Below are 19,149 nucleotides of genomic sequence, written 5' to 3' on the forward strand. Positions count from 1 at the left end.
TCGCACCTGGAGCTGAATCCCCCTGGGCGGACGACGCAGCCCGCGGGCCGAGGGGTTCTCGGATCGCGGGCTGCGTGAGGGGCGTCAGGCGTCGAGCTGCGGGCGTAGGGCGGCGAGCTCCTCCCGGTATCGGGTCACGTTGTCCAGCTTGACGTGCTCGTAGCCGCGGACCATGTCCGGCAGCTCGGCGAGCGCGACCGCGGTCGCGGTCCACCTGGCGTCCTTGCCGACCGGGCCCACGCGACGCAGCTCGGCGGTGAGCTCGTCGACGAGGCCGCGGTACTCGGCCAGCAGCTCGCGTTCGACCCGGCGGACACCGGCGTAGCCGAACACATCGAGTGGCGTGCCCCGCAGACGCTTCATCTTCGCGAGCGCCTTCATGGCCGGCATGGCCTTGGGGCCGATCGAGATCTTCTTCTTCATGCCCATCGCGCGCAGTGTCGGCGGATGCAGCTTGAGCCTGGCCACCGCGCCTTCGCCCCAGTCCTCGGCGATCTGCTGAGCGAACTCCGGGTCCACGGCGAGGCGGGCGACCTCGTACTCGTCCTTGTATGCCATGAGCTTGTGGAGGTGCTTGGCCACCGCGAGCGTGAGCTGTTCACCCGCCGTGTCACCGGCGGCGCCCGGGCCACCTGCAGTGCGCTCATCCTTCAAGGCCTCGGCCGCGCGGATCTGCTCCACGCGTCGCACATAGTCGGCCGCGTAGGCCTCGTCCTGGAAGGCGATGAGCTCGTCGACCCGCAGCGCCACTGCAGCGCGCAGCTCGTCGGAGGCATCGGCCCCGAGTCCTGCGAGCAGACGCTCGCAGGCGGGCGAGGCCACATGCCGGTCGACGGTCGCCGTCGACACCGGCTGGTGCAGCTCGGCGACGAGCGCGGACACCGCGGCGGGATCCGCGACGGTCTGACGGCCACGGCGGAACGCCTGCAGGTTCTGCTCCACGGCCACCCCGTTGAGCTCGATGGCCTGCTCGATGGCCTCCGCGGAGACGGGCAGCGCGCCACTCTGATACGCGGCGCCCACCATGAGCATGTTGGACGTCTGCGTGGAACCGAACAGCTTCTCCGTCGTGTCGCCCGGGTCGAGGTAGAGGCCACGGCGAGAGGCGCGGTCGATCACGGCCTGGATGTCCGAATCAGTGGGGAAGTGTACGGCGGTGTCGATGACCATCTTCCCGGTCGGGATCTGCGTGGTGGAGACGACCGCGGTGGTGCGATCCGGGTTCGCGACCTTGAGGTGGGCGTTGTCCGCACCGACGATGCCGTCACAACAGAGGTAGAGGTCGCAGTCGCCCGCGCCGATCTTGGGTGGCTGCTCCAGCGGGGTGCGGCTCACGCGGACGTCGGAGACCACGGCACCGCCCTTCTGGGCGAGCCCGGTCATGTCGAGAGTGCGTGCCGAGTTCCCGTCGAGCACGGCGGCGGTGGCCAGGACCGCGGAGACCGTGACGATGCCGGTCCCGCCGATCCCGGTGAGGCGGAGTGAGAAGCCACGGTCGGGATCCACCTCGGATCGGGCCGGCTCGGGAATGTCGCCGGCACCGAGCGCGGGGGCCGTGGCGACCCGCTCGGTCCTGTCTCCCGGCACGATGGTGACGAATGCGGGGCAGTCGCCCTGCAGACACGAGAAGTCGAAGTTGCAGGTGGACTGGTCGATCTGGGTCTTGCGGCCGAACTCGGTCTGGACCGGGTGGACGGACAGGCAGTTGGATTTCTTGCCGCAGTCGCCGCAGCCCTCACAGATTCGCTCGTTGATCACGACCTTTTCGGCGGGGGTGGGATAGTCACCGCGCTTGCGGTGGCGACGCTTCTCGGCGGCGCAGTACTGGTCGTGGACCAGCACCGTGACGCCGGGGACGGCCGCGAGCTCCTGCTGGATTTCGAGGGTGTCCACCCGGTCGCGCACGTCGACGCCTCGCGGGACGCCCTGTGCCCTGGTGGCCTTGACGTTGTCCGTCGTCACGACGATTTTGGCGACCTTCTCGGCCTGGAGCAGGCGAAGGATCTCCGGGAGCGACATCTCGCCGACCGGGTCCTGGCCGCCGGTCATGGCGACCGTGCCGTTGTAGAGCAACTTGTAGGTGATGTTGTCGCCCGCGGCCACAGCGGCGCGCAGAGCGAGAGATCCGGAGTGCATGAACGTGCCGTCGCCGACGTTCTGCACCATGTGGCGCTCTTCGAGGAACGGTGACATGCCCGTCCACTGGATGCCCTCGCCGCCCATCTGGGTGACGCCCGTGACCTTGCCGACCTGCGACTCGTCCATCGTCAGCACCATCGCGTGGCAGCCGATGCCGCCGCCGACCAGGGTGCCGTCGGCGACCTTGGTGGAGCTGTTGTGTGGGCAGCCCGAGCAGAAGTACGGGGACCGGGTGGTGGCCAGTGGCAGCGTGATGCGCGAGCGGCCGCGGCCCGGGCCGTCGAGCCACGCCTGTGCGGACTCGATGCCGTGGACCTTGCCGAGCCGCTGTGCCAGGCCCCGGGTCACGGCGTCCACGTCGAGTTCGCCGAATCGGCTGAACAGGGTGGAGCCGTCTTCGTGGGACTTGCCCACGACGTTGGCGACGTCGGGGCGGCGGAAGTGGATCTCGCGGATCATGGTCTCGATGAAGTCCCGCTTCTCCTCGACCACGATCACCTCGTCGAGACCGGTCATGAACTCGTCGAGCACGGTGCGCTCGATCGGGTAGACCATGCCCAGCTTGAGGATCCGGATGCCGCGGCGCGCGAGTTCCGAATCGTCGAGGCCGAGCCGACGGAGGGACTCCCGGACGTCGAGGTAGCTCTTGCCGGAGGCGACGATGCCGATCCGGTCGTCGGCGGTGCGCTGCACTATGCGGTTGAGCTTGTTGAGTCGTGCGTACTCGAGGGCGCGAGGGATCCGGATGGTGAGCTGGTTCTGCTCCAGTTCCATCAGACTCGACCCGAGCAGCTGGCCGGACGGGACGTGCGGGCTCACGCCGAGGTCACCGTAGACGGGCAGGATCCGGTCCGGGTCCACGAGGGCGGTGGACGAGGCGTCCGCGACGTGCGAGGAGATCTTCATGGCGGACCACAGGCCGGAGACCCTGGACAGGATTGCGGCGTGGACGCCGAAGTCCAGGACGTCCTGCGAGTCGGCGGGGTACAACGTGGGCAGGTAGAGGTCGGCCAATGCCAGTTCGGAGGCGCACGGGACGGTCGAGGACTTGGCCCCGGGGTCGTCGCCGACCAGGGCGACGGCGCCGCCGTGCGGATCGGTGCCGATGAGGTTGGCGTGTCGGATGGCATCCGAGGCGCGGTCGAGGCCGGGGGATTTGCCGTACCAGTAGCCCACGACGCCATCCAGGGGAGCACCGCCGGTGTGGGCGGTCGAGCGCAGGGTGCCGGTGCGACGGGCGATCTGCGAGCCCATCACCGCGGTCGCGCCGGCCTCCTCGTTGAGGGCGGGGCGGTGCACGACGTCGTACGGGTCGAGGAACGCGCCGCGCTTGGCCAGCTCGAGGTCGTAGCCCGCCAGCGGCGAGCCCTCGTAGCCGCTCACCAGACTCGCGGTGAGCAGGTTCTGTCTACGGTCCAGGCGCGCGCGGTCACGGACGGTGCGGACCAGAGCCTGGATCCCGGTGAGGTAGACGGTGCCGCTCTCGCGGGTGTAGCGGTCCGAGAGGGAGAAGGAGCCGGCGTCCGCCTGGCCGGTCCGCGGCAGGTCGTCGTGCGTGCCGTTGGGGGAGCCGAGAAGGGAGGTCATGATTCACACCTAGCCTTGGGAAACTTGTGATCAGGATCTCCAGGCTAGGCCGTCCTGTGAACCCCGTCACGTGGCCAGCGGACGGCCGGGCAGTCTGTACATCGAGCGCGCCGGCACGGGAACGAGATTGAACACCATGTCCACTAGTTCGTCCTCTACTCTGGACACATGGACTTCTCACCCAACCTGGACGACACGGACCGGCGGCTGCTGTCGATCGTCATGGCGGACCCCCGCGTCGGCGTACGCGAGTTCTCGCGTCGCCTCGGCGTGGCCCGCGGCACCGCACAGGCTCGGCTCGACAAGCTCGAGTCGCGCGGCGTGCTCGCCTCCTGGGCGCCGGCCCTCGACGCCTCCGCGCTCGGCTACCCGCTCGGCGCGCTCGTCCACATCCAGATGGCGCAGGCCAAGCTGCAGGAGACGTGCGATGGCCTGGCGCGGGTGCGTGAGGTGCTCGAGGTGATGAGTGTGGCCGGCGAGTTCGACATCGTCTGCCGCGTGGTCGCGCGCGACCACGCGCACCTCGAAGAGGTCTTCAGCGCGATCATCTCGACGCCCGGCGTGCTGCGGACCCGCACCGAGGTGATCCTGCGCCAGCGGGTCGGGCCCCGCGTGACCCAGCTGCTCGAGGGCTGAGCGCTACTCCCAGATCCGGGCGAACGGGAAGGCGGCCTCGTACTCGGAGGCGATCTCGAGGAGGGTGCGATCGTGACCGATACGGGCGCTGAGCTGCACGCCGATCGGCATCCCGTCCGGCGCGGCCCCGGCAGGTAGGGAGATGGCCGGTGAGCCCGCCACGTTCTGGGCCGGAGTGAACGTGACCCAGTTCGCGACCCGCTCCATGTGCTGGTCGAAATCCTGGTCGGCGTCCAGGTAGCCGACTTCCGGCGTCTCGTGGTTGACCACCGGATTGAGGATCAGGTCGCGGTCGCCGAACATCGCGTCGTGGCGCCGCCGCATCCGGTTCAGGCGCAGCAGCACACCTGGGACCCGGTGCAGACGCCTGAGCGCCTGGGCCGCGAGACCCACGGTGAAGGCGTCGAGCTCGGCGGGGTCAAAGCCTTCGCCGAAGAGTGAGGCACCCTGTTTGGACGTGGCCAGGGCGAGCAGGCCCCAGTAGGCCTTGAAGTCGTCCTCGAACGTCGACGGGACGGGCGCCTCGATCAGGTCCACGCGATGTCCGAGCTCCTCGAGGCGCTGGGCGGCCAGGCGCAGCACGGTGAGGGTGGCGGCGTCGGTGGGGCCGCCCGCGGGGCTCTGCTCGACCATCCCTATCCGCAGCCGCCGGTCGGGAGCGGGCGCGATCTGCCCCATCGGTGCGACCTTCGTCGCCGGCCGCCGGGCCTCGAACGCGGCCCAGAAGTTCACCGTGTCGCGCACGGATCTCGTCACGACCGACTGCGACACGATCGGGATGGGCATGTTCTTGGAGTAGGGCTCGTGGGAGTGGCGGCCCTGGCTGGGCTTGAATCCGACCAGCCCGGTCGCCGCCGCGGGAATCCGCACGGAACCGCCGCCGTCGTTGGCGTGCGCGATCGGCAGCGCGCCCGCGGCCACGAGCGCGGCCGAGCCTCCCGATGAGCCTCCGGGCGTGCGACGGACATCCCACGGATTGCGGGTGACGCGTCCACCCTGGCGTTCGGTCGCCGCCGTCCAGCCGAACGGCGGGGTGGTGGTCATCCCGACCGGGATCAACCCGGTCGCACTCAATTCGCGCACGACCGGGCCATCCGAGTCTGCCGGGCTCGCACGCACCGCGTCGGAGCCCATGGTGGTGGGCATCCCGGCGGCAGCGACGTTGTCCTTGAACGCGCTCGGCACGCCGGCGAGCCGGGGGATCCCCTCTGGGCCACGCACGTGCTCGCCGAAAGCCCGGGCCCGCTGGACGGCCCGGCCGGTGTCGCTGAACGCCAGCGTGCCGAGGGCGGGCTCGACGGAGTCGATTCGGGCGATGGCCGCCTGCATCGCCTCGACCGGATGGAGTTCGCCGGTGCGGATCCGCTCGGCCACGGCGGTCGCGTCGTCGTAGCCGAGGGCATCGTCGTGGAAGGCATGCACCCGACGGGTGTCGTTGCCGGAAGTGCTGGCAGTGGCGTCGATCACGACCCCACCTTAGGGGTGCTCTTGCGCCGTGCGGGAACTCACTATTGACATCCTCAGGGTCGATCAGGCAGTTTAGGGGTACCTAAGTAAGGCGAGGGTCACCTAATGCGCTTCCGTGGCGCCGTCATCGACGGTGAGGTGTGACCCGGCTGTGGAGGACGATTCATGACAGTGCACCCGATCACGTCGAGCCCGATCACCGCGGGCGCGCGCCGACTCCTGGACGGCACCGGCGTCGCCACGGTCGCCGTGCGCGGGAGCAAGAACCGCTCGGACGTCATGGTCTCGGCGGGACATCGCTGGATCGGCGAAGGCGCGATCGTCGTGATCGGGACGCCGGCGCCCTGGTCGGGCCTGATGGTCGCGCCGGGTGAGTCCGTCGAGGTCGTGGTGATGATCGACGAGTACGCCCCGATCGTCGAGGCCAGGGTCCACGTCGCCAGCCTCTACGCCTTCGGCGTCGCCCGGGCGGCGCGACAGGGCGAGGGCTGGGTGGTCGAGATCGAGATCCAGCTCGGTGACGTGGACGTGAAGCGCCTCGGCCACGCGGGCACGGTCGACGCACGGCTGCTCGACGCGGTGCCGTCCGATCCGCTCGCGGTCGAATCGGCCGGCCTGGCGGACGAGATCCGGGCTCGTTTCGGCGGCGAGCTGGCCGCCCTCGCCGGCGCCGGCGATCCGGACAGTCCGCCCTACGTGCTCGGGGTGGACGCCGAAGGGCTCCACCTGATCACCGCACTGGGCGTTGACGCCGACGTCATCCACCTCCCGTTCCTGGCCCGTGCGGAGAATGCGGGGGACGTGGTCCGGGAGATGGGTCAGTACGTCGCTCGCGCCAGCTGACGCGGCGCTCGTCGTCGTCGGCGTCCGACCGCACACGCACGACCGGCTCCCGACCTCGCGAGGTCGGGAGCCGGTTTCGTGGGTTGAGGAGCTGGGAGGCCGGACGCGCGGCGCCGGTCAGGCCGGGGTGTAGGTGAGGCAGTCGGCCGTGTCGGCGCCGGAGCCGATGGTGACCGACTCGGCGGAGCAGAGCAGGTCCTTGTTGTGTGCGCACTCGACCCGCTGGCAGGCGCCCACGTGGGCGGCGGCGGTGGGGAGGCCACCGCGGACGTCCAGTGAGATGAAGGTGCCGCATTCGGCGTGATCGGGCGCGCCGGCGACCGTGATGGCGCCCGCGTTGCAGTTCTGCTCGCTGTTGAACGAGCACGCGGTCACGGTGCAGGTGCTGATTCCGGTGAGAGTGGCCATGACGATCGCTCCTCGCGTCGCGTCGGATGTGTGGATCAGAGTCAACACCGGATCGGTCCGACTTGCAACCAAAGTAAGGCTGTGCTATATGAGCCAAGCCTAAGCTTCTGGCCTGCGGGAACGGCATCGTCGGGGCGCGGCTGCCCCCGGTTCCGCTTGCGTTCGTCGAGGAGTCACCGCGGCCGGGGCGGGCGGTGTGTGCGAATCCGCTCTGGACATTTGTGAGGCGCGGCACTATCGTCGATTTCAGTTAATCCGACTTAACTGAAAGGGAGCGGCGCAGATGACTTCCGCGACCACCAATCGCCAGGCGCACGAGGAGCTCCTCTCCGACCTGCGTGCCCGCCTCGACCGCGCCGCGCTCGGCGGCGGCGAGAAGGCCCGGACCCGACACCTCGAGCGGGGCAAGCTCCTCGCCCGCCAACGTGTCGACGTCCTACTCGACCCCGGCAGCCCGTTCCTCGAGCTCTCGCCGCTCGCCGCGGAGGAGATGTACGGCGGCAAAGCCCCCGCCGCGGGTGTCGTGGCCGGCATCGGCCGGGTCTCCGGCCGCGAGTGCCTGATCATCGCCAACGACGCGACGGTCTCCGGCGGCACCTATTACCCCATGACGGTGAAGAAGCACCTGCGCGGCCAGGAGGTGGCGCTGGCCAACAACCTGCCGTGCATCTACCTCGTCGACTCGGGCGGCGCGATGCTGCTCCAGCAGGACGAGGTCTTCCCTGACCGCGACCATTTCGGCCGCATCTTCTACAACCAGGCCACGATGTCCGCCAAGGGCATCCCGCAGATCGCCGCGGTCATGGGCTCGTGCACCGCCGGTGGCGCGTACGTGCCGGCGATGAGCGACGAGGCCGTGATCGTGCGCAATCAGGGCACGATCTTCCTGGCCGGTCCGCCGCTGGTCAAGGCCGCGACGGGCGAGGAGGTCACCGCCGAGGAGCTGGGTGGCGGCGATCTCCACGCCAAGACCTCCGGTGTGGTGGACCACCTGGCCGACGACGACTACGACGCGCTCATGAAAGTCCGGGAGATCGTCGCGACCTGCCCGCCCTCGCCCGCCCCGGACTGGGACGTCCTCGAGCCGCGTGAGCCGGCCCGCCCGCAGACGGACCTGTACGACCTCGTCCCGACCGACTCGCGCACCCCGTACGACGTGCGCGACATCATCGGAACGATCGTGGACGGCGGCGAGTACACCGAGTTCAAGGAGAACTACGGCAGCTCGATGGTCACCGCGTTCGCGCGGATCCACGGTCACCCGGTCGGGATCATCGGCAACAACGGCGTGATCTTCTCCGAGTCCGCCCTCAAGGGGGCGCACTTCATCGAACTGTGCGATCGCCGCAGGATCCCGCTGGTCTTCCTGCAGAACATCACCGGCTTCATGGTGGGCCGCCAATACGAGGCGGGCGGGATCGCCAAGAATGGCGCCAAGATGGTCACCGCCGTGGCGTGCGCCCGGGTGCCCAAGTTCACGATCGTCGTGGGCGGCTCGTTCGGCGCCGGCAACTACTCGATGTGCGGCCGCGCCTACTCGCCGCGCTTCCTGTGGATGTGGCCCAACGCGAAGATCGCCGTGATGGGTGGTCCGCAGGCGGCCGACACCCTGGCCTCGGTGCGCGCGGCGCAGGTCACCAAGTCGGGAGGGGAGTGGACCGACGAGCAACAGTCGGAGTTCACCGCCCCGATCCGGGAGCAGTTCGAGGAGCAGTCCACCGCGTACTACTCCACGGCCCGCCTCTGGGACGACGGGATCATCGACCCCGCCGACACCCGCACCGTCCTCGGCCTGGCGCTCGCCGCGGCCGCCAACGCCCCCCTCGAGCCGGTCAACAACGGCGTCTTCAGGATGTGAGCAGACCAATGTCAGAAAAACTGCCTCAGAAGCTCGACACCGTCCTGGTGGCCAACCGCGGTGAGATCGCGTGCCGCGTGATCCGTTCACTCCGCGCCGCGGGTATCCGCTCGGTCGCCGTCTACTCCGATGCCGACGCCGACGCGCTGCACGTGCGCATGGCGGACGCCGCGGTCCGGCTGGGCCCGGCGCAGGCGTCGCAGTCCTACCTCGACATCGACAAGGTCATCGCCGCGTGCCGCGAGACCGGCGCGCAGGCCGTCCACCCGGGGTACGGCTTCCTGTCGGAGAACGCGAAGTTCGCCCGCGCGCTGGAGGAGGCGGGTCTGATCTTCGTCGGCCCGCCGGCCTCGGCGATCGAGACGATGGGTGACAAGATCACCGCCAAGGCCGCGGTGACCGCTCGCGACGTGCCCACCGTGCCCGGCATCTCCCGGCCGGGACTGACCGACGACGAGCTGGTCGCCGGCGCGGCCGAGGTCGGCTACCCCGTTCTCGTCAAGCCGTCCGCCGGCGGCGGCGGTAAGGGCATGCGGCGCGTCGAGGATCCGGCTGACCTGCCGGCGGCCCTGGACTCGGCGCGGCGCGAGTCGGCTAACGCGTTCGGCGACGACACGCTGTTCCTCGAGCGGTTCGTGGACACCCCCCGCCACATCGAGGTGCAGGTCCTGGCCGACACCCACGGCAACATCGTCCACCTGGGAGAGCGCGAGTGCTCGCTCCAGCGGCGCCACCAGAAGGTCATCGAGGAGGCGCCCAGCGCGCTGCTCGACGAGGCCACCCGCCAGCGCATCGGTCAGGCGGCCTGCGACGCGGCCCGCTCGGTCGGGTACGTCGGCGCCGGGACGGTCGAGTTCATTGTCTCCGCACACTCCCCGGACGAGTTCTTCTTCATGGAGATGAACACCCGCCTGCAGGTGGAGCACCCGGTCACCGAGATGGTCACCGGCGTGGACCTGGTCGACTGGCAGGTCCGCATCGCCGCGGGCGAGGAGCTGACGCTGCGCCAGGAGGACATCAACCTCACGGGCCACGCGATCGAGGCCCGCGTCTACGCCGAGGACCCGGCCAAGGGCTTCCTGCCCACCGGCGGCACGGTGCTCGGTCTCGAGGAGCCGTCGGGCAGCGGGATCCGCGTGGACTCCGGTCTGCGGGTGGGAACAGTCGTCGGCAGTGACTACGACCCCATGCTCGGCAAGGTCATCGCCCACGGCGCCGACCGCGCCGAGGCGCTGGCACGACTCGACTCGGCGTTGGCCGGCACCCACGTGCTGGGCCTGCGCACCAACGTCGACTTCTGCCGCTTCCTGCTCTCCCGCCCCGAGGTCGTGGCCGGTGACCTGGACACCGGGCTGCTCGACCGTAGTGTCGACGACTACGCCGCCGCCCCCGCGCCGGAGGGCGCGCTGGTGGCCGTGGCCATGCACCGCACCGAGGAGCGCTGGGCCAGGGTGCCCGCCGACCGCCGTGGGCCGTGGGACGTGCCCAACGGCTGGCGGGTCGGAGGCCGCGCCGAGGTGTGGACGCGGCTGGACACCGGGCCCGGGACCGATCCGGTCACGGTGGGACTCAAGGGGACGCCCGACGACGCCGAGGTCACCATCACCGACGCGACGATCGGCTCCGCCGAGGAGCCGACGGTCTCGTCGCGCCACCGGGCGCGGGTCGCCCGGGACGGGGCCTCGCTCCGGCTCACCGTCGACAGCACCCAGCAGCGCTGGACGATCGTGCGGTCCACGGATCCCAAGAGCTCCGACACGTACTGGGTGGCGGGCGACGGCGGGACCTGGGACCTGCGCCTGCTGCCGCTCATCGACTCCCGGATCCACGACGCCGGCGCCGCCGACGGTCAGATCCTCAGCCCCATGCCGGGTTCGGTGATCGCCTGCTTCGTGGAGGACGGGGCCGAGGTCACCGCCGGCCAGAACATCCTGGCCGTCGAGGCCATGAAGATGGAGCACTCGCTCACCGCGCCGATCGACGGCGTGGCCCGCGTCCACGTCCGCCAAGGCGAGCAGGTGCCCGCCGATCATCTGCTCGCGACCGTCGAGCCCCACCCCTCCACCGAGGAATCCGAAGGAGAATCCGATGCCTGAGTTGGAAGAGCACTACGCAGATCTCAAGTCGACGGTCGCCGACTTCGCCGACAAGGTGGTCGCCCCGGCCTCGGCGGAACACGACCGCGATCACACCTTCCCCTACGAGGTCGTGGCCCAGATGGGTCAGATGGGCCTGTTCGGCCTGCCCTTCCCGGAGGAGTACGGCGGCATGGGCGGCGACTACTTCGCCCTCTCGCTGGCACTCGAGGAGCTCGGTCGTGTCGACCAGTCCACCGCGATGACCCTCGAGGCCGGCGTCGGCCTGGGTGCGATGCCGATCTTCCACTTCGGAAACGAAGAGCAGAAGCAGAAGTGGCTACCGGACCTGGCCGCGGGCACTAAGCTCGCGGGCTTCGGCCTCACCGAGCCCGGCGCGGGTTCGGATGCCGGTGCCACCAAGACCACCGCCAAGCGTGAGGACGACCAGTGGGTGATCAACGGCAACAAGCAGTTCATCACCAACTCGGGCACCGACATCACCTCGCTGGTCACCGTCACCGCCGTCACGGGGACGCGCGAGAACGGCAAGAAGGCCATCTCGACGATCATCGTCCCGTCCGACACCCCCGGTTTCACGGCCGAGCCGGCGTACGACAAGGTCGGCTGGAACTCGTCCGACACCCACCCGCTGACCTTCGCCGACGCGCGGGTGCCGGTAGAGAACCTGCTGGGCGAGGAGGGGCGCGGCTACGCGAACTTCCTGTCGATCCTCGACGAGGGCCGGATCGCCATCGCCGCCGTGGCCACGGGTGCCGCGCAGGGCTGCGTGGACGAGTCGGTCAAGTACGCGCGCGAGCGCGAATCCATGGGCCAGAAGATCGGCTCGTTCCAGTCGATCGCGTTCAAGATCGCTCGTATGGAGGCCCGCGCCCACACGGCGCGTTGCGCCTACTACGAGGCCGCGCGACTCATGTTGGCCGGCAAGCCGTTCAAGAAGGAGGCCGCGATCGCCAAGATGGTCGCCTCCGAGGCCGCGATGGACAACGCCCGCGACGCCACGCAGGTCCACGGCGGCTACGGCTTCATGAACGAGTACCCGGTCGCCCGCCACTACCGCGACTCGAAGATCCTCGAGATCGGCGAGGGCACGACCGAGGTGCAGCTCATGCTCATCGCGCGCGGACTGGGGCTGTAGTCATGTCGGACAACAGTGCGCAGCAGCGCAAGGAGGTCGTCCAGCGCGGCCTGTGGTTCGAGGAGTACGAGGTCGGCACCGCGTACCTCCACCGCCCCGGCCGGACGATGACCGAGGCGGACAACGTCCTGTTCACCACGCTCACCATGAACACGCAGGCCCTGCACCTGGACGCGGCGTGGTCGGCCGAGCAGCCGGGCTTCGGCGGCGAGCGTCTCATGAACTCGATGCACACCCTGTCCACGCTGGTCGGCCTGTCGGTCGCGCAGCTCACGCAGGGCACGATCGTGGCGAATCTCGGGTTCTCCGAGGTCAACTTCCCCAAGCCGGTTCTACACGGCGACACGCTGTACGCGGAGACCATCTGCACCGACAAGCGCGAGTCGAAGTCGCGGCCGGGTGAGGGCATCGTCACCCTCGAGCACATCGGTCGCAACCAGCACGGCGACATCGTCGCCAAGGCGGTCCGCAAGACGCTGGTCCGCAAGCGCCCCACCGGAGAGGGATCGGCATGAGCGGCGCACCCGCATGGATCCCGCCCGGCCCGGCGCTGTTGTTCTGCCCGGCGGACCGCCCGGAGCGGTACGCCAAGGCCGCCGAGCGGGCGGACGTGGTGATCGTCGACCTCGAGGACGCCGTCGCGCCGGCGAAGCGGGCCGCCGCGCGTGATGCGTTGCGGTCCTCGGACCTGTATCCCGACCGCACGATCGTGCGCGTCAATCCGGTCGACACCTCCGACCACGCCGAGGACCTGGAGGCCTTCACCGCCACCGGCTACCGGTGCGTGATGCTCGCGAAGGCCGAGTCCGCCGCGCAGGTCACCGACCTGTACTCGGCGACCGGCGCCGCGGTGTTGGCGCTGGTGGAGACCCCGCTCGGCGTGGTCCGCGCGGAGGAGATCGCCTCCGCGCCGGGCTGCGCCGGGTTGATGTGGGGAGCCGAGGATCTGCTCGCCGCGATGGGCGGGTCGACCAGCCGGTTCTCCGCCGCCGAGGAGGGCGGGCCGCGGGTGGCGGGGGAGTACCGTGACGTCCCACGCCACGCCCGCACCCGGGTCGCGCTCGCCGCGGCCGCGTTCGGGCGGTGGGCGGTGGACTCGGTCCATCTCGACATCGCCGACGTCGAAGGTCAGCGCGCCGAGGCGCTCGACGCCGTCGCCCAGGGATATGTGGGCACGGCGTGCATCCATCCGTCCCAGGTGGCGGTGGTGCGTGAGGCCTATGCGCCCGACGACGACGAGGTGGCCTGGGCCCGCAAGGTCCTCGCCGCTGCGGAACACAACCAGGGCGTGTTCCAGCTGGACGGTCGCATGGTCGACGGTCCGGTCTTCCGCCAGGCCGAGTCGACGATACGTCGCGCGGCCGCCGCCACCGAAGTGACAACCCCCCGGGCCTGATCCGGCCCCGCCCCCGAGGAGCACCGAGATGACCACCTCAAGTCTCGATTCCACACCACTCGATCCCGCGGTGTCCCACACGCGCGGGGAGACAGACATCCCTCTGCTCACGCAGACGATCCCCGACAATCTCGCGGCCACGGTCGAGCGGTTCGGGGATCGGGACGCCCTGGTCGACGTGCAGGCCGGACGCCGGTGGACCTATGCCGAGTTCCTCGCCGATGTGCGCCGGCTGGCGTCCGGCCTGCACCGGCTGGGGATCCGGGCGGGCGACCGCGTGGGTATCTGGTCGCCCAACCGTTGGGAGTGGGTGATGATCCAGTACGCCACCGCGGAGATCGGCGCCGTGCTGGTCAACATCAACCCGTCCTACCGGGTCCACGAACTGGAGTTCGTGCTGAAGCAGGCGGGGCTCAAGGCCGTCGTCGCGGCGCCCCAGTTCAAGGACTCTGATTACACGGGCATGCTGGCCCAGGTGCAGCCGAACTGCCCGGACCTGGAGTTCGTCGTCCTCTTCGGTGACGAGGAGTGGGAGTCGATGATGTCCGGGCCGACCCACACCGAGGAGCTGGCGGAGATCCGGGCGGGGTTGTCGTCGTCGGACCCGATCAACATCCAGTACACCTCGGGCACCACGGGCTTTCCCAAGGGCGCGACGCTCTCGCACTCGAACATCCTCAACAACGGGTTCTTCGTGGGCGAGCTGGTCAACTACTCGGAGGTCGACCGGGTGTGCATCCCGGTGCCCTTCTACCACTGCTTCGGCATGGTGATGGGCAACCTGGCGTGCACCACGCACGGCTCCGCCATGGTGATCCCCGGCCCGGCATTCGACCCGGTCGCGTCGCTGCGCGCGGTGGTGGAGGAGAAGTGCACCAGCCTCTACGGGGTGCCGACGATGTTCATCGCCGAGCTCGCGTTGCAGGACTTCGACTCCTACGACCTGTCGACGCTGCGGACCGGGATCATGGCGGGCTCGCCGTGCCCCGAGTCGACCATGCGTCAGGTGATCGAGAAGATGCACATGGAGGAGGTGTCGATCTGCTACGGCATGACCGAGACCTCGCCGGTCTCGACGCAGACCCGGTCCGACGACTCGCTCGACCGCCGCGTCTCCACCGTGGGTCGGGTCGGCCCGCACCTGGAGATCAAGATCATCGATCCGGGCACCGGCGAGACCCTCCCGCGCGGCGAGGCCGGCGAGTTCTGCACCAAGGGCTACAGCGTCATGCTGGGCTACTGGGACCAACCGGACAAGACCGCCGAGGCGATCGACGAGGCCGGATGGATGCGCACCGGCGACATCGGGGAGATGGACGACGACGGGTACGTCAGGATCACCGGCCGGATCAAGGACATGGTCATCCGCGGCGGCGAGAACATCTACCCGCGCGAGGTGGAGGAGTTCCTCTACACCCACCCGGCCATCCTCGACGCCCAGGTGATCGGCGTTCCTGACCCCAAGTACGGCGAGGAGCTCATGGCGTGGGTCCGGCTCAAGCCGGGACGGGACGATCTGACCGCAGACGAGGTCCGTGAGTTCGCCACCGGCAAGCTCGCCCGCCACAAGATCCCGAAGTTCGTCCACGTCGTGGATGAGTTCCCCATGACGGTCACCGGCAAGGTCCGCAAGGTCGACATGCGTGAGACCGCGATCGAGATCCTCGGGCTGGCCTGACAGGCCCGCACCCGTTCTTGACGCCCCTGAGCAAGGAGTGAGTGTATGTCCAGCAAGATCATGACCGCGGCGGAGGCCGTCGCGGATATCCCGGCCGGGGCGTCGATCGCCGCGGGTGGGTTCGGACTGGTGGGGATCCCCCAGGTCGTCATCGAGGCGCTCGCCGCGCGCGACGTGGGGGACTTCGAGGTGTTCTCCAACAACGCCGGTGTCGACGGTAAGGGCCTGGGGATTCTTCTCGAGACCGGCAAGCTGCGCCGCATCGTGGCCTCGTATGTGGGGGAGAACAAGGAGTTCGCCCGCCAGTACCTGTCCGGTGAGTTGGAGGTCGAACTGACCCCGCAGGGCACGTTGGCCGAGCGGATGCGCGCCGGCGGCTCCGGGATCGGGGCGTTTTTCACCCGCACCGGCGTGGGCACCTTCGTCGCCGACGGCGGGATGCCGTGGAGGTACGACTCCGACGGTGGCGTGGCTCTTCAGTCCCCGCCCAAGGAGACCCGTGAGATCCGCGGGGAGACCTACGTGCTCGAGCAGGCCATCGAGGCGGACTTCTCCGTCATCCGGGCCGCGGTGGCCGACCGCAGCGGCAATCTGCGGTTCAACCTCACCGCCCGGAACTTCTCGCCGCTGGCCGCGATGGCCGGCCGCGTGTGCATCGTGGAGGCCGAAAGGGTCGTCGAGGTGGGCCAGCTCGCGCCGGACGACATCCACCTGCCCGGCATCTTCGTGCACCGCCTGGTGGAACTGACGCCCGAGCAGGTCGCCGGGACCAAGTGGATCGAGAAGACCACCACCAACCCGCCCTCGGAAGGACAGCGTTGATGAGCAACACCGCCACGCCCGCCCGCCGCGACCGTCAGGCCATGGCCGCCCGCGCGGCTCTGGAGTTGTCCGACGGGCAGTACGTCAACCTGGGGATCGGCCTGCCGACCCTGGTGCCCAACTACGTCCCCGAGGGCGTCGAGGTGACGCTCCAGTCCGAGAACGGCCTGCTGGGTATCGGACCGTACCCGCACCCCGACGAGGTGGACCCGGACCTGATCAACGCCGGCAAGGAGACCGTCACGACCCTGCCCGGCTCGTCGATCTTCGACTCGGCGACCAGCTTCGGGATGATCCGCTCCGGCAAGATCGATGTGGCGATCCTCGGCGCGATGCAGGTCAACCCCGCCGGCGATATCGCCAACTGGATGGTGCCCGGGGCCATGGTCAAGGGCATGGGCGGGGCGATGGACCTCGTCGTGGGTGCTCGTCGGATCGTGGTGGTCATGGACCAGGTCGCCAAGGACGGCTCGTCCAAGATCGTCTCCGAGATCACCCTGCCGCTGACCGGGCTGGGATGCGTGAACCGCATCATCACCGAGCTCGGCGTGTTCGACCGCGACTCCGGCGGCCTGACCCTGATCGAGCTGGTCGACGGCGTCACCCTCGAGCAGATCACGGCCGCCACGGATGCACCCTTCGAGGTGGCCGACCACCTGAAGTGACACCGACCCCGGCGGCGGCCGGGCCCGGAACCGGCGCCCCGGTCGGCACCCTCGTGCCGGCCGGGGCGCCGGCGTGGTGCGGCCCGCGGATCGGCGAACCGCACCCATTCCGGGTCGCTCCCTTTCCGGGCCGCACCCTTTCCGGGCCGGGGCCGGCTGCCCGGGCAGACTGGAGGCCGTGAACAACCTCCCCGGGCCTCGACAGCCGCTTCCGGCCACCGGCGCACCACACGGCGCCCCGGGACTCTGGACGACACCGATCCGGGGGCGGGTCGCGGTGGCTGCTCTCGGCTGGGTGCTGGTCTACATCGTCGGCGCCGTCGTCGTCGTCATTCTCGGGATGCTCGCGGTGCGGGAGTGGGGAAGTGGACGACCACCCGCCGCCCCGCTGGCCCTGGCCGTGTTGGCCGGCACCGCGGTGGCCGCGCTCGCCGCCGTCCGGACCCACCTGCTGCGCCGACGGTGGCTGAGATGGGCGGACCTCGGCCTGCGACGTCCGGATAGGTCGCCTCTACATCTGCTGTGGCAGATCCCGGCGGTGATGGGCACGGGCATGGTGGCCTCGATGTTCGTCCTACTCCCGCTCGCCCCCGCCGGGGAGACGGGGGACGACGCGGTCTCGGAGGCGCTCGGCGACCTCGTCTCCGGCGGCCCGGCCTACGTCGTGCTGGGCCTGGTCACCGTGGCCGTTCTCGTACCTGTCGTCGAGGAGATCGTGTTCCGAGGCATCGTGCTGCCGGCCCTGCGGGCGAGGTACCGGGCCGCGGTGGGCATCACGCTCGCGGGAGGCGTGTTCGCGGCGGTGCACTTCGTGCCGCCCGCGCTGCCGTACCTGCTGGTGGTGGGGATCGCGTTGTGCGCTATGGCCGAGTGGTACCGGTCGATCGTGCCCGGGATCGTGCTGCACGGGGTGAACAACGCGATCGTGTTCACGGGTGTGGTGGCCGGAGCCGGGGCACTCTGACCGCGGACCGGGCCGGACCGGGCCGGGCCGGGCCCGGCCTCAGGCGAGGAGCGCGGAGACCAGCAGCAGGACCGGCAACGCACCGAGCGTGGTGATGACCGCCGAATCCCGTGCGAGGAGTATCCCGTGTCCGTAGCGCGTGGCCACGACGAGCACGTTCTGTGCGGTGGGCAGCGCGGCCGCCACCACCACGGTGAGCAGCTCGTGGCCCTGCATCCCGAGCAGCCCGGCGCCGAGGGCGTAGGCGAGGAGCGGGTGCGCGATGAGCTTGAGAACGCTCGCGAGCCAGATCTCGCGGCGTGGTGACGCCCCGGCTTCGAGGACCTTCACGCCGTAGAGCGACATGCCGAACACCAACAGCGCGCCGGGGACGGAGATCTGGCCGATGAGTTTCACCGGCTCCAGCAGTGTCTCCGGCGGGGTCCACGGCACGGCAGCCATCACGACCCCCGCGAGCGCCGCCAGGACGATCGGGGTGCGGATGGCCTGCACGAGTGCGCCCAGGGCACCGCTGAGGGCGCCCCCGTTCCCGTGGGTGCCGTCCGTCCGGTCGGCATCCCGCGCCTGGGCGCGCTCGAGAACCGCGATGGCGATCGGCTGGAGGACGACCACCTGGAACAACAGCAGTGGCATGACGAAGCCGAGGTCGCCCAGGACATACAGGGCGATGGGGATGCCGAGGTTGGCCGAGTTCACGTACCCGGCGGACAACGCGCCGATCACCAGGTCGGACGCGGGTCGTCGGAGCCACATCCGGGCGATGGCCATGTAGAGGACCGCGATGATGATCGCGGAGACCGCGGACACCACGAACACGCCGGTGAAGACCTGGTCGAGCGTGGTGCGGGCGAGCGCGTCGAACAGCAGTGCCGGGGTGGCGACGAAGAACACCAGCCGGTTGAGGACCAGCCGGGCGTCGCTGCCGAGGACATCGGTCCGGGCGAGGAACCAGCCCAGGGCGACGAGTGCGACGATCACGGCGAAGCCGTTCAGGACACCTGCCACGGTGGGGAGCTCCTCGGATCAGGCGGCGGGAGGGGGCGCGGGGGAGACCAGCGGTAACGCCGATCGGGGCCGTGCGCTCCTTGTTCAGGAGGCACAGCCCCGATCGGGTTGCTGTTGCCTTAAGTCGGCGGCCCGGTGGGCACGCGCAGGACGAGCGGGCGCTGTCTGAGACCGCGCCTAGCGACGACTCAGCGGCTGGTGAAGGGCAGCAGAGCCATCTCGCGGGCGTTCTTGACCGCCACGGCGACCTGACGCTGCTGCTGCGGGGTCAGGCCGGTGACGCGGCGCGAACGGATCTTGCCACGATCGGAGATGAACGTGCGGAGGGTGTTGACGTCCTTGTAGTCGACGGTCTCGATGCCGGCGACCTTCAAGGGGTTCTTCTTGGGCCGGCGGCCCTCCTGGGCCCGGGCCTTCTTGGACGGGGTGCTACGTGCCTTAGCCATG

The 19,149-nt window shown here is 69.8% G+C and carries 16 protein-coding genes; 11 read left to right on the forward strand and 5 right to left on the reverse strand.

The window, feature by feature from the left end:
• Window positions 1–84: 84 nt before the first annotated feature.
• On the reverse strand, window positions 85–3,726 hold the full coding sequence (locus ACWGLC_RS03995; RefSeq protein WP_452098674.1) for an indolepyruvate ferredoxin oxidoreductase family protein: 3,642 nt from the start codon (window positions 3,724–3,726) through the stop codon (window positions 85–87).
• A 168-nt stretch (window positions 3,727–3,894) separates the two neighbouring features.
• Between ACWGLC_RS03995 and ACWGLC_RS04000 the strand changes: the two genes are divergently transcribed.
• Window positions 3,895–4,362, forward strand: a complete 468-nt coding sequence (locus ACWGLC_RS04000) for an Lrp/AsnC family transcriptional regulator (protein WP_452098675.1) — start codon at window positions 3,895–3,897, stop codon at window positions 4,360–4,362.
• A gap of 3 nt (window positions 4,363–4,365) precedes the next feature.
• Here ACWGLC_RS04000 and ACWGLC_RS04005 read toward each other — a convergent pair whose 3' ends face one another.
• Window positions 4,366–5,829: an amidase gene (locus tag ACWGLC_RS04005; protein WP_452098676.1), complete on the reverse strand. Its 1,464-nt coding sequence runs from the start codon at window positions 5,827–5,829 to the stop codon at window positions 4,366–4,368.
• 165 nt (window positions 5,830–5,994) lie between these two features.
• Between ACWGLC_RS04005 and ACWGLC_RS04010 the strand changes: the two genes are divergently transcribed.
• Complete coding sequence (locus ACWGLC_RS04010) at window positions 5,995–6,672, forward strand: hypothetical protein (protein WP_452098677.1); 678 nt, start codon at window positions 5,995–5,997, stop codon at window positions 6,670–6,672.
• Between the two features lie 117 nt (window positions 6,673–6,789).
• On the opposite strand, the gene ACWGLC_RS04015 is transcribed toward ACWGLC_RS04010, so the two are convergent.
• On the reverse strand, window positions 6,790–7,080 hold the full coding sequence (locus ACWGLC_RS04015) for a DUF1540 domain-containing protein (RefSeq protein ID WP_230931414.1): 291 nt from the start codon (window positions 7,078–7,080) through the stop codon (window positions 6,790–6,792).
• 283 nt (window positions 7,081–7,363) lie between these two features.
• Between ACWGLC_RS04015 and ACWGLC_RS04020 the strand changes: the two genes are divergently transcribed.
• From ACWGLC_RS04020 to ACWGLC_RS04060, 9 genes are all read left to right on the forward strand, one after another.
• Window positions 7,364–8,938, forward strand: coding sequence for a carboxyl transferase domain-containing protein (locus ACWGLC_RS04020; protein ID WP_452098678.1), 1,575 nt, complete (start codon window positions 7,364–7,366; stop codon window positions 8,936–8,938).
• An 8-nt stretch (window positions 8,939–8,946) separates the two neighbouring features.
• Window positions 8,947–11,034 (forward strand): acetyl/propionyl/methylcrotonyl-CoA carboxylase subunit alpha, encoded by a 2,088-nt coding sequence (locus ACWGLC_RS04025; RefSeq protein WP_452098679.1) that lies wholly within the window; start codon window positions 8,947–8,949, stop codon window positions 11,032–11,034.
• Window positions 11,027–12,172 carry an acyl-CoA dehydrogenase family protein gene (locus tag ACWGLC_RS04030; RefSeq protein ID WP_452098680.1) on the forward strand — a complete coding sequence of 382 codons (1,146 nt, stop codon included), beginning with the start codon at window positions 11,027–11,029 and terminating at the stop codon, window positions 12,170–12,172. The genes ACWGLC_RS04025 and ACWGLC_RS04030 overlap by 8 nt, the downstream gene beginning before the upstream one ends.
• 2 nt (window positions 12,173–12,174) lie before the next feature.
• The gene (locus tag ACWGLC_RS04035; RefSeq protein WP_344988179.1) at window positions 12,175–12,687 is read left to right on the forward strand and encodes a MaoC family dehydratase; all 513 of its coding nucleotides are present in this window, start codon (window positions 12,175–12,177) and stop codon (window positions 12,685–12,687) included.
• Window positions 12,684–13,568, forward strand: coding sequence for an HpcH/HpaI aldolase/citrate lyase family protein (locus ACWGLC_RS04040; RefSeq protein ID WP_452098681.1), 885 nt, complete (start codon window positions 12,684–12,686; stop codon window positions 13,566–13,568). Before ACWGLC_RS04035 ends, ACWGLC_RS04040 begins: the two co-directional genes overlap by 4 nt.
• A gap of 28 nt (window positions 13,569–13,596) precedes the next feature.
• Window positions 13,597–15,246, forward strand: a complete 1,650-nt coding sequence (locus tag ACWGLC_RS04045) for an AMP-binding protein (protein WP_452098682.1) — start codon at window positions 13,597–13,599, stop codon at window positions 15,244–15,246.
• 45 nt (window positions 15,247–15,291) lie between these two features.
• On the forward strand, window positions 15,292–16,068 hold the full coding sequence (locus ACWGLC_RS04050; RefSeq protein WP_452098683.1) for a CoA transferase subunit A: 777 nt from the start codon (window positions 15,292–15,294) through the stop codon (window positions 16,066–16,068).
• Window positions 16,068–16,733: a 3-oxoacid CoA-transferase subunit B gene (locus tag ACWGLC_RS04055; RefSeq protein ID WP_230931551.1), complete on the forward strand. Its 666-nt coding sequence runs from the start codon at window positions 16,068–16,070 to the stop codon at window positions 16,731–16,733. The genes ACWGLC_RS04050 and ACWGLC_RS04055 overlap by 1 nt, the downstream gene beginning before the upstream one ends.
• Window positions 16,734–16,911: 178 nt before the next feature.
• Window positions 16,912–17,697, forward strand: coding sequence for a CPBP family intramembrane glutamic endopeptidase (locus ACWGLC_RS04060; RefSeq protein ID WP_452098684.1), 786 nt, complete (start codon window positions 16,912–16,914; stop codon window positions 17,695–17,697).
• A 39-nt stretch (window positions 17,698–17,736) separates the two neighbouring features.
• On the opposite strand, the gene ACWGLC_RS04065 is transcribed toward ACWGLC_RS04060, so the two are convergent.
• Window positions 17,737–18,702 carry an AEC family transporter gene (locus ACWGLC_RS04065; protein ID WP_452098685.1) on the reverse strand — a complete coding sequence of 322 codons (966 nt, stop codon included), beginning with the start codon at window positions 18,700–18,702 and terminating at the stop codon, window positions 17,737–17,739.
• Between the two features lie 188 nt (window positions 18,703–18,890).
• Window positions 18,891–19,148 carry a 30S ribosomal protein S18 gene (gene rpsR / locus ACWGLC_RS04070; RefSeq protein ID WP_230930083.1) on the reverse strand — a complete coding sequence of 86 codons (258 nt, stop codon included), beginning with the start codon at window positions 19,146–19,148 and terminating at the stop codon, window positions 18,891–18,893.
• Window position 19,149 lies beyond the last annotated feature (1 nt).

The organism is Dietzia sp. NPDC055877 (assembly GCF_053615975.1).

Bases quoted from the DNA above. Each gene is read 5' to 3' on its own strand.
- ACWGLC_RS03995 (WP_452098674.1), bottom strand. From the start codon at position 3,726: ATGACCTCCCTTCTCGGCTCCCCCAACGGCACGCACGACGACCTGCCG.
- ACWGLC_RS04000 (WP_452098675.1), top strand. From the start codon at position 3,895: ATGGACTTCTCACCCAACCTGGACGACACGGACCGGCGGCTGCTGTCG.
- ACWGLC_RS04010 (WP_452098677.1), top strand. From the start codon at position 5,995: ATGACAGTGCACCCGATCACGTCGAGCCCGATCACCGCGGGCGCGCGC.
- ACWGLC_RS04015 (WP_230931414.1), bottom strand. From the start codon at position 7,080: ATGGCCACTCTCACCGGAATCAGCACCTGCACCGTGACCGCGTGCTCG.
- ACWGLC_RS04020 (WP_452098678.1), top strand. From the start codon at position 7,364: ATGACTTCCGCGACCACCAATCGCCAGGCGCACGAGGAGCTCCTCTCC.
- ACWGLC_RS04025 (WP_452098679.1), top strand. From the start codon at position 8,947: ATGTCAGAAAAACTGCCTCAGAAGCTCGACACCGTCCTGGTGGCCAAC.
- ACWGLC_RS04030 (WP_452098680.1), top strand. From the start codon at position 11,027: ATGCCTGAGTTGGAAGAGCACTACGCAGATCTCAAGTCGACGGTCGCC.
- ACWGLC_RS04035 (WP_344988179.1), top strand. From the start codon at position 12,175: ATGTCGGACAACAGTGCGCAGCAGCGCAAGGAGGTCGTCCAGCGCGGC.
- ACWGLC_RS04040 (WP_452098681.1), top strand. From the start codon at position 12,684: ATGAGCGGCGCACCCGCATGGATCCCGCCCGGCCCGGCGCTGTTGTTC.
- ACWGLC_RS04045 (WP_452098682.1), top strand. From the start codon at position 13,597: ATGACCACCTCAAGTCTCGATTCCACACCACTCGATCCCGCGGTGTCC.
- ACWGLC_RS04050 (WP_452098683.1), top strand. From the start codon at position 15,292: ATGTCCAGCAAGATCATGACCGCGGCGGAGGCCGTCGCGGATATCCCG.
- ACWGLC_RS04055 (WP_230931551.1), top strand. From the start codon at position 16,068: ATGAGCAACACCGCCACGCCCGCCCGCCGCGACCGTCAGGCCATGGCC.
- rpsR (WP_230930083.1), bottom strand. From the start codon at position 19,148: ATGGCTAAGGCACGTAGCACCCCGTCCAAGAAGGCCCGGGCCCAGGAG.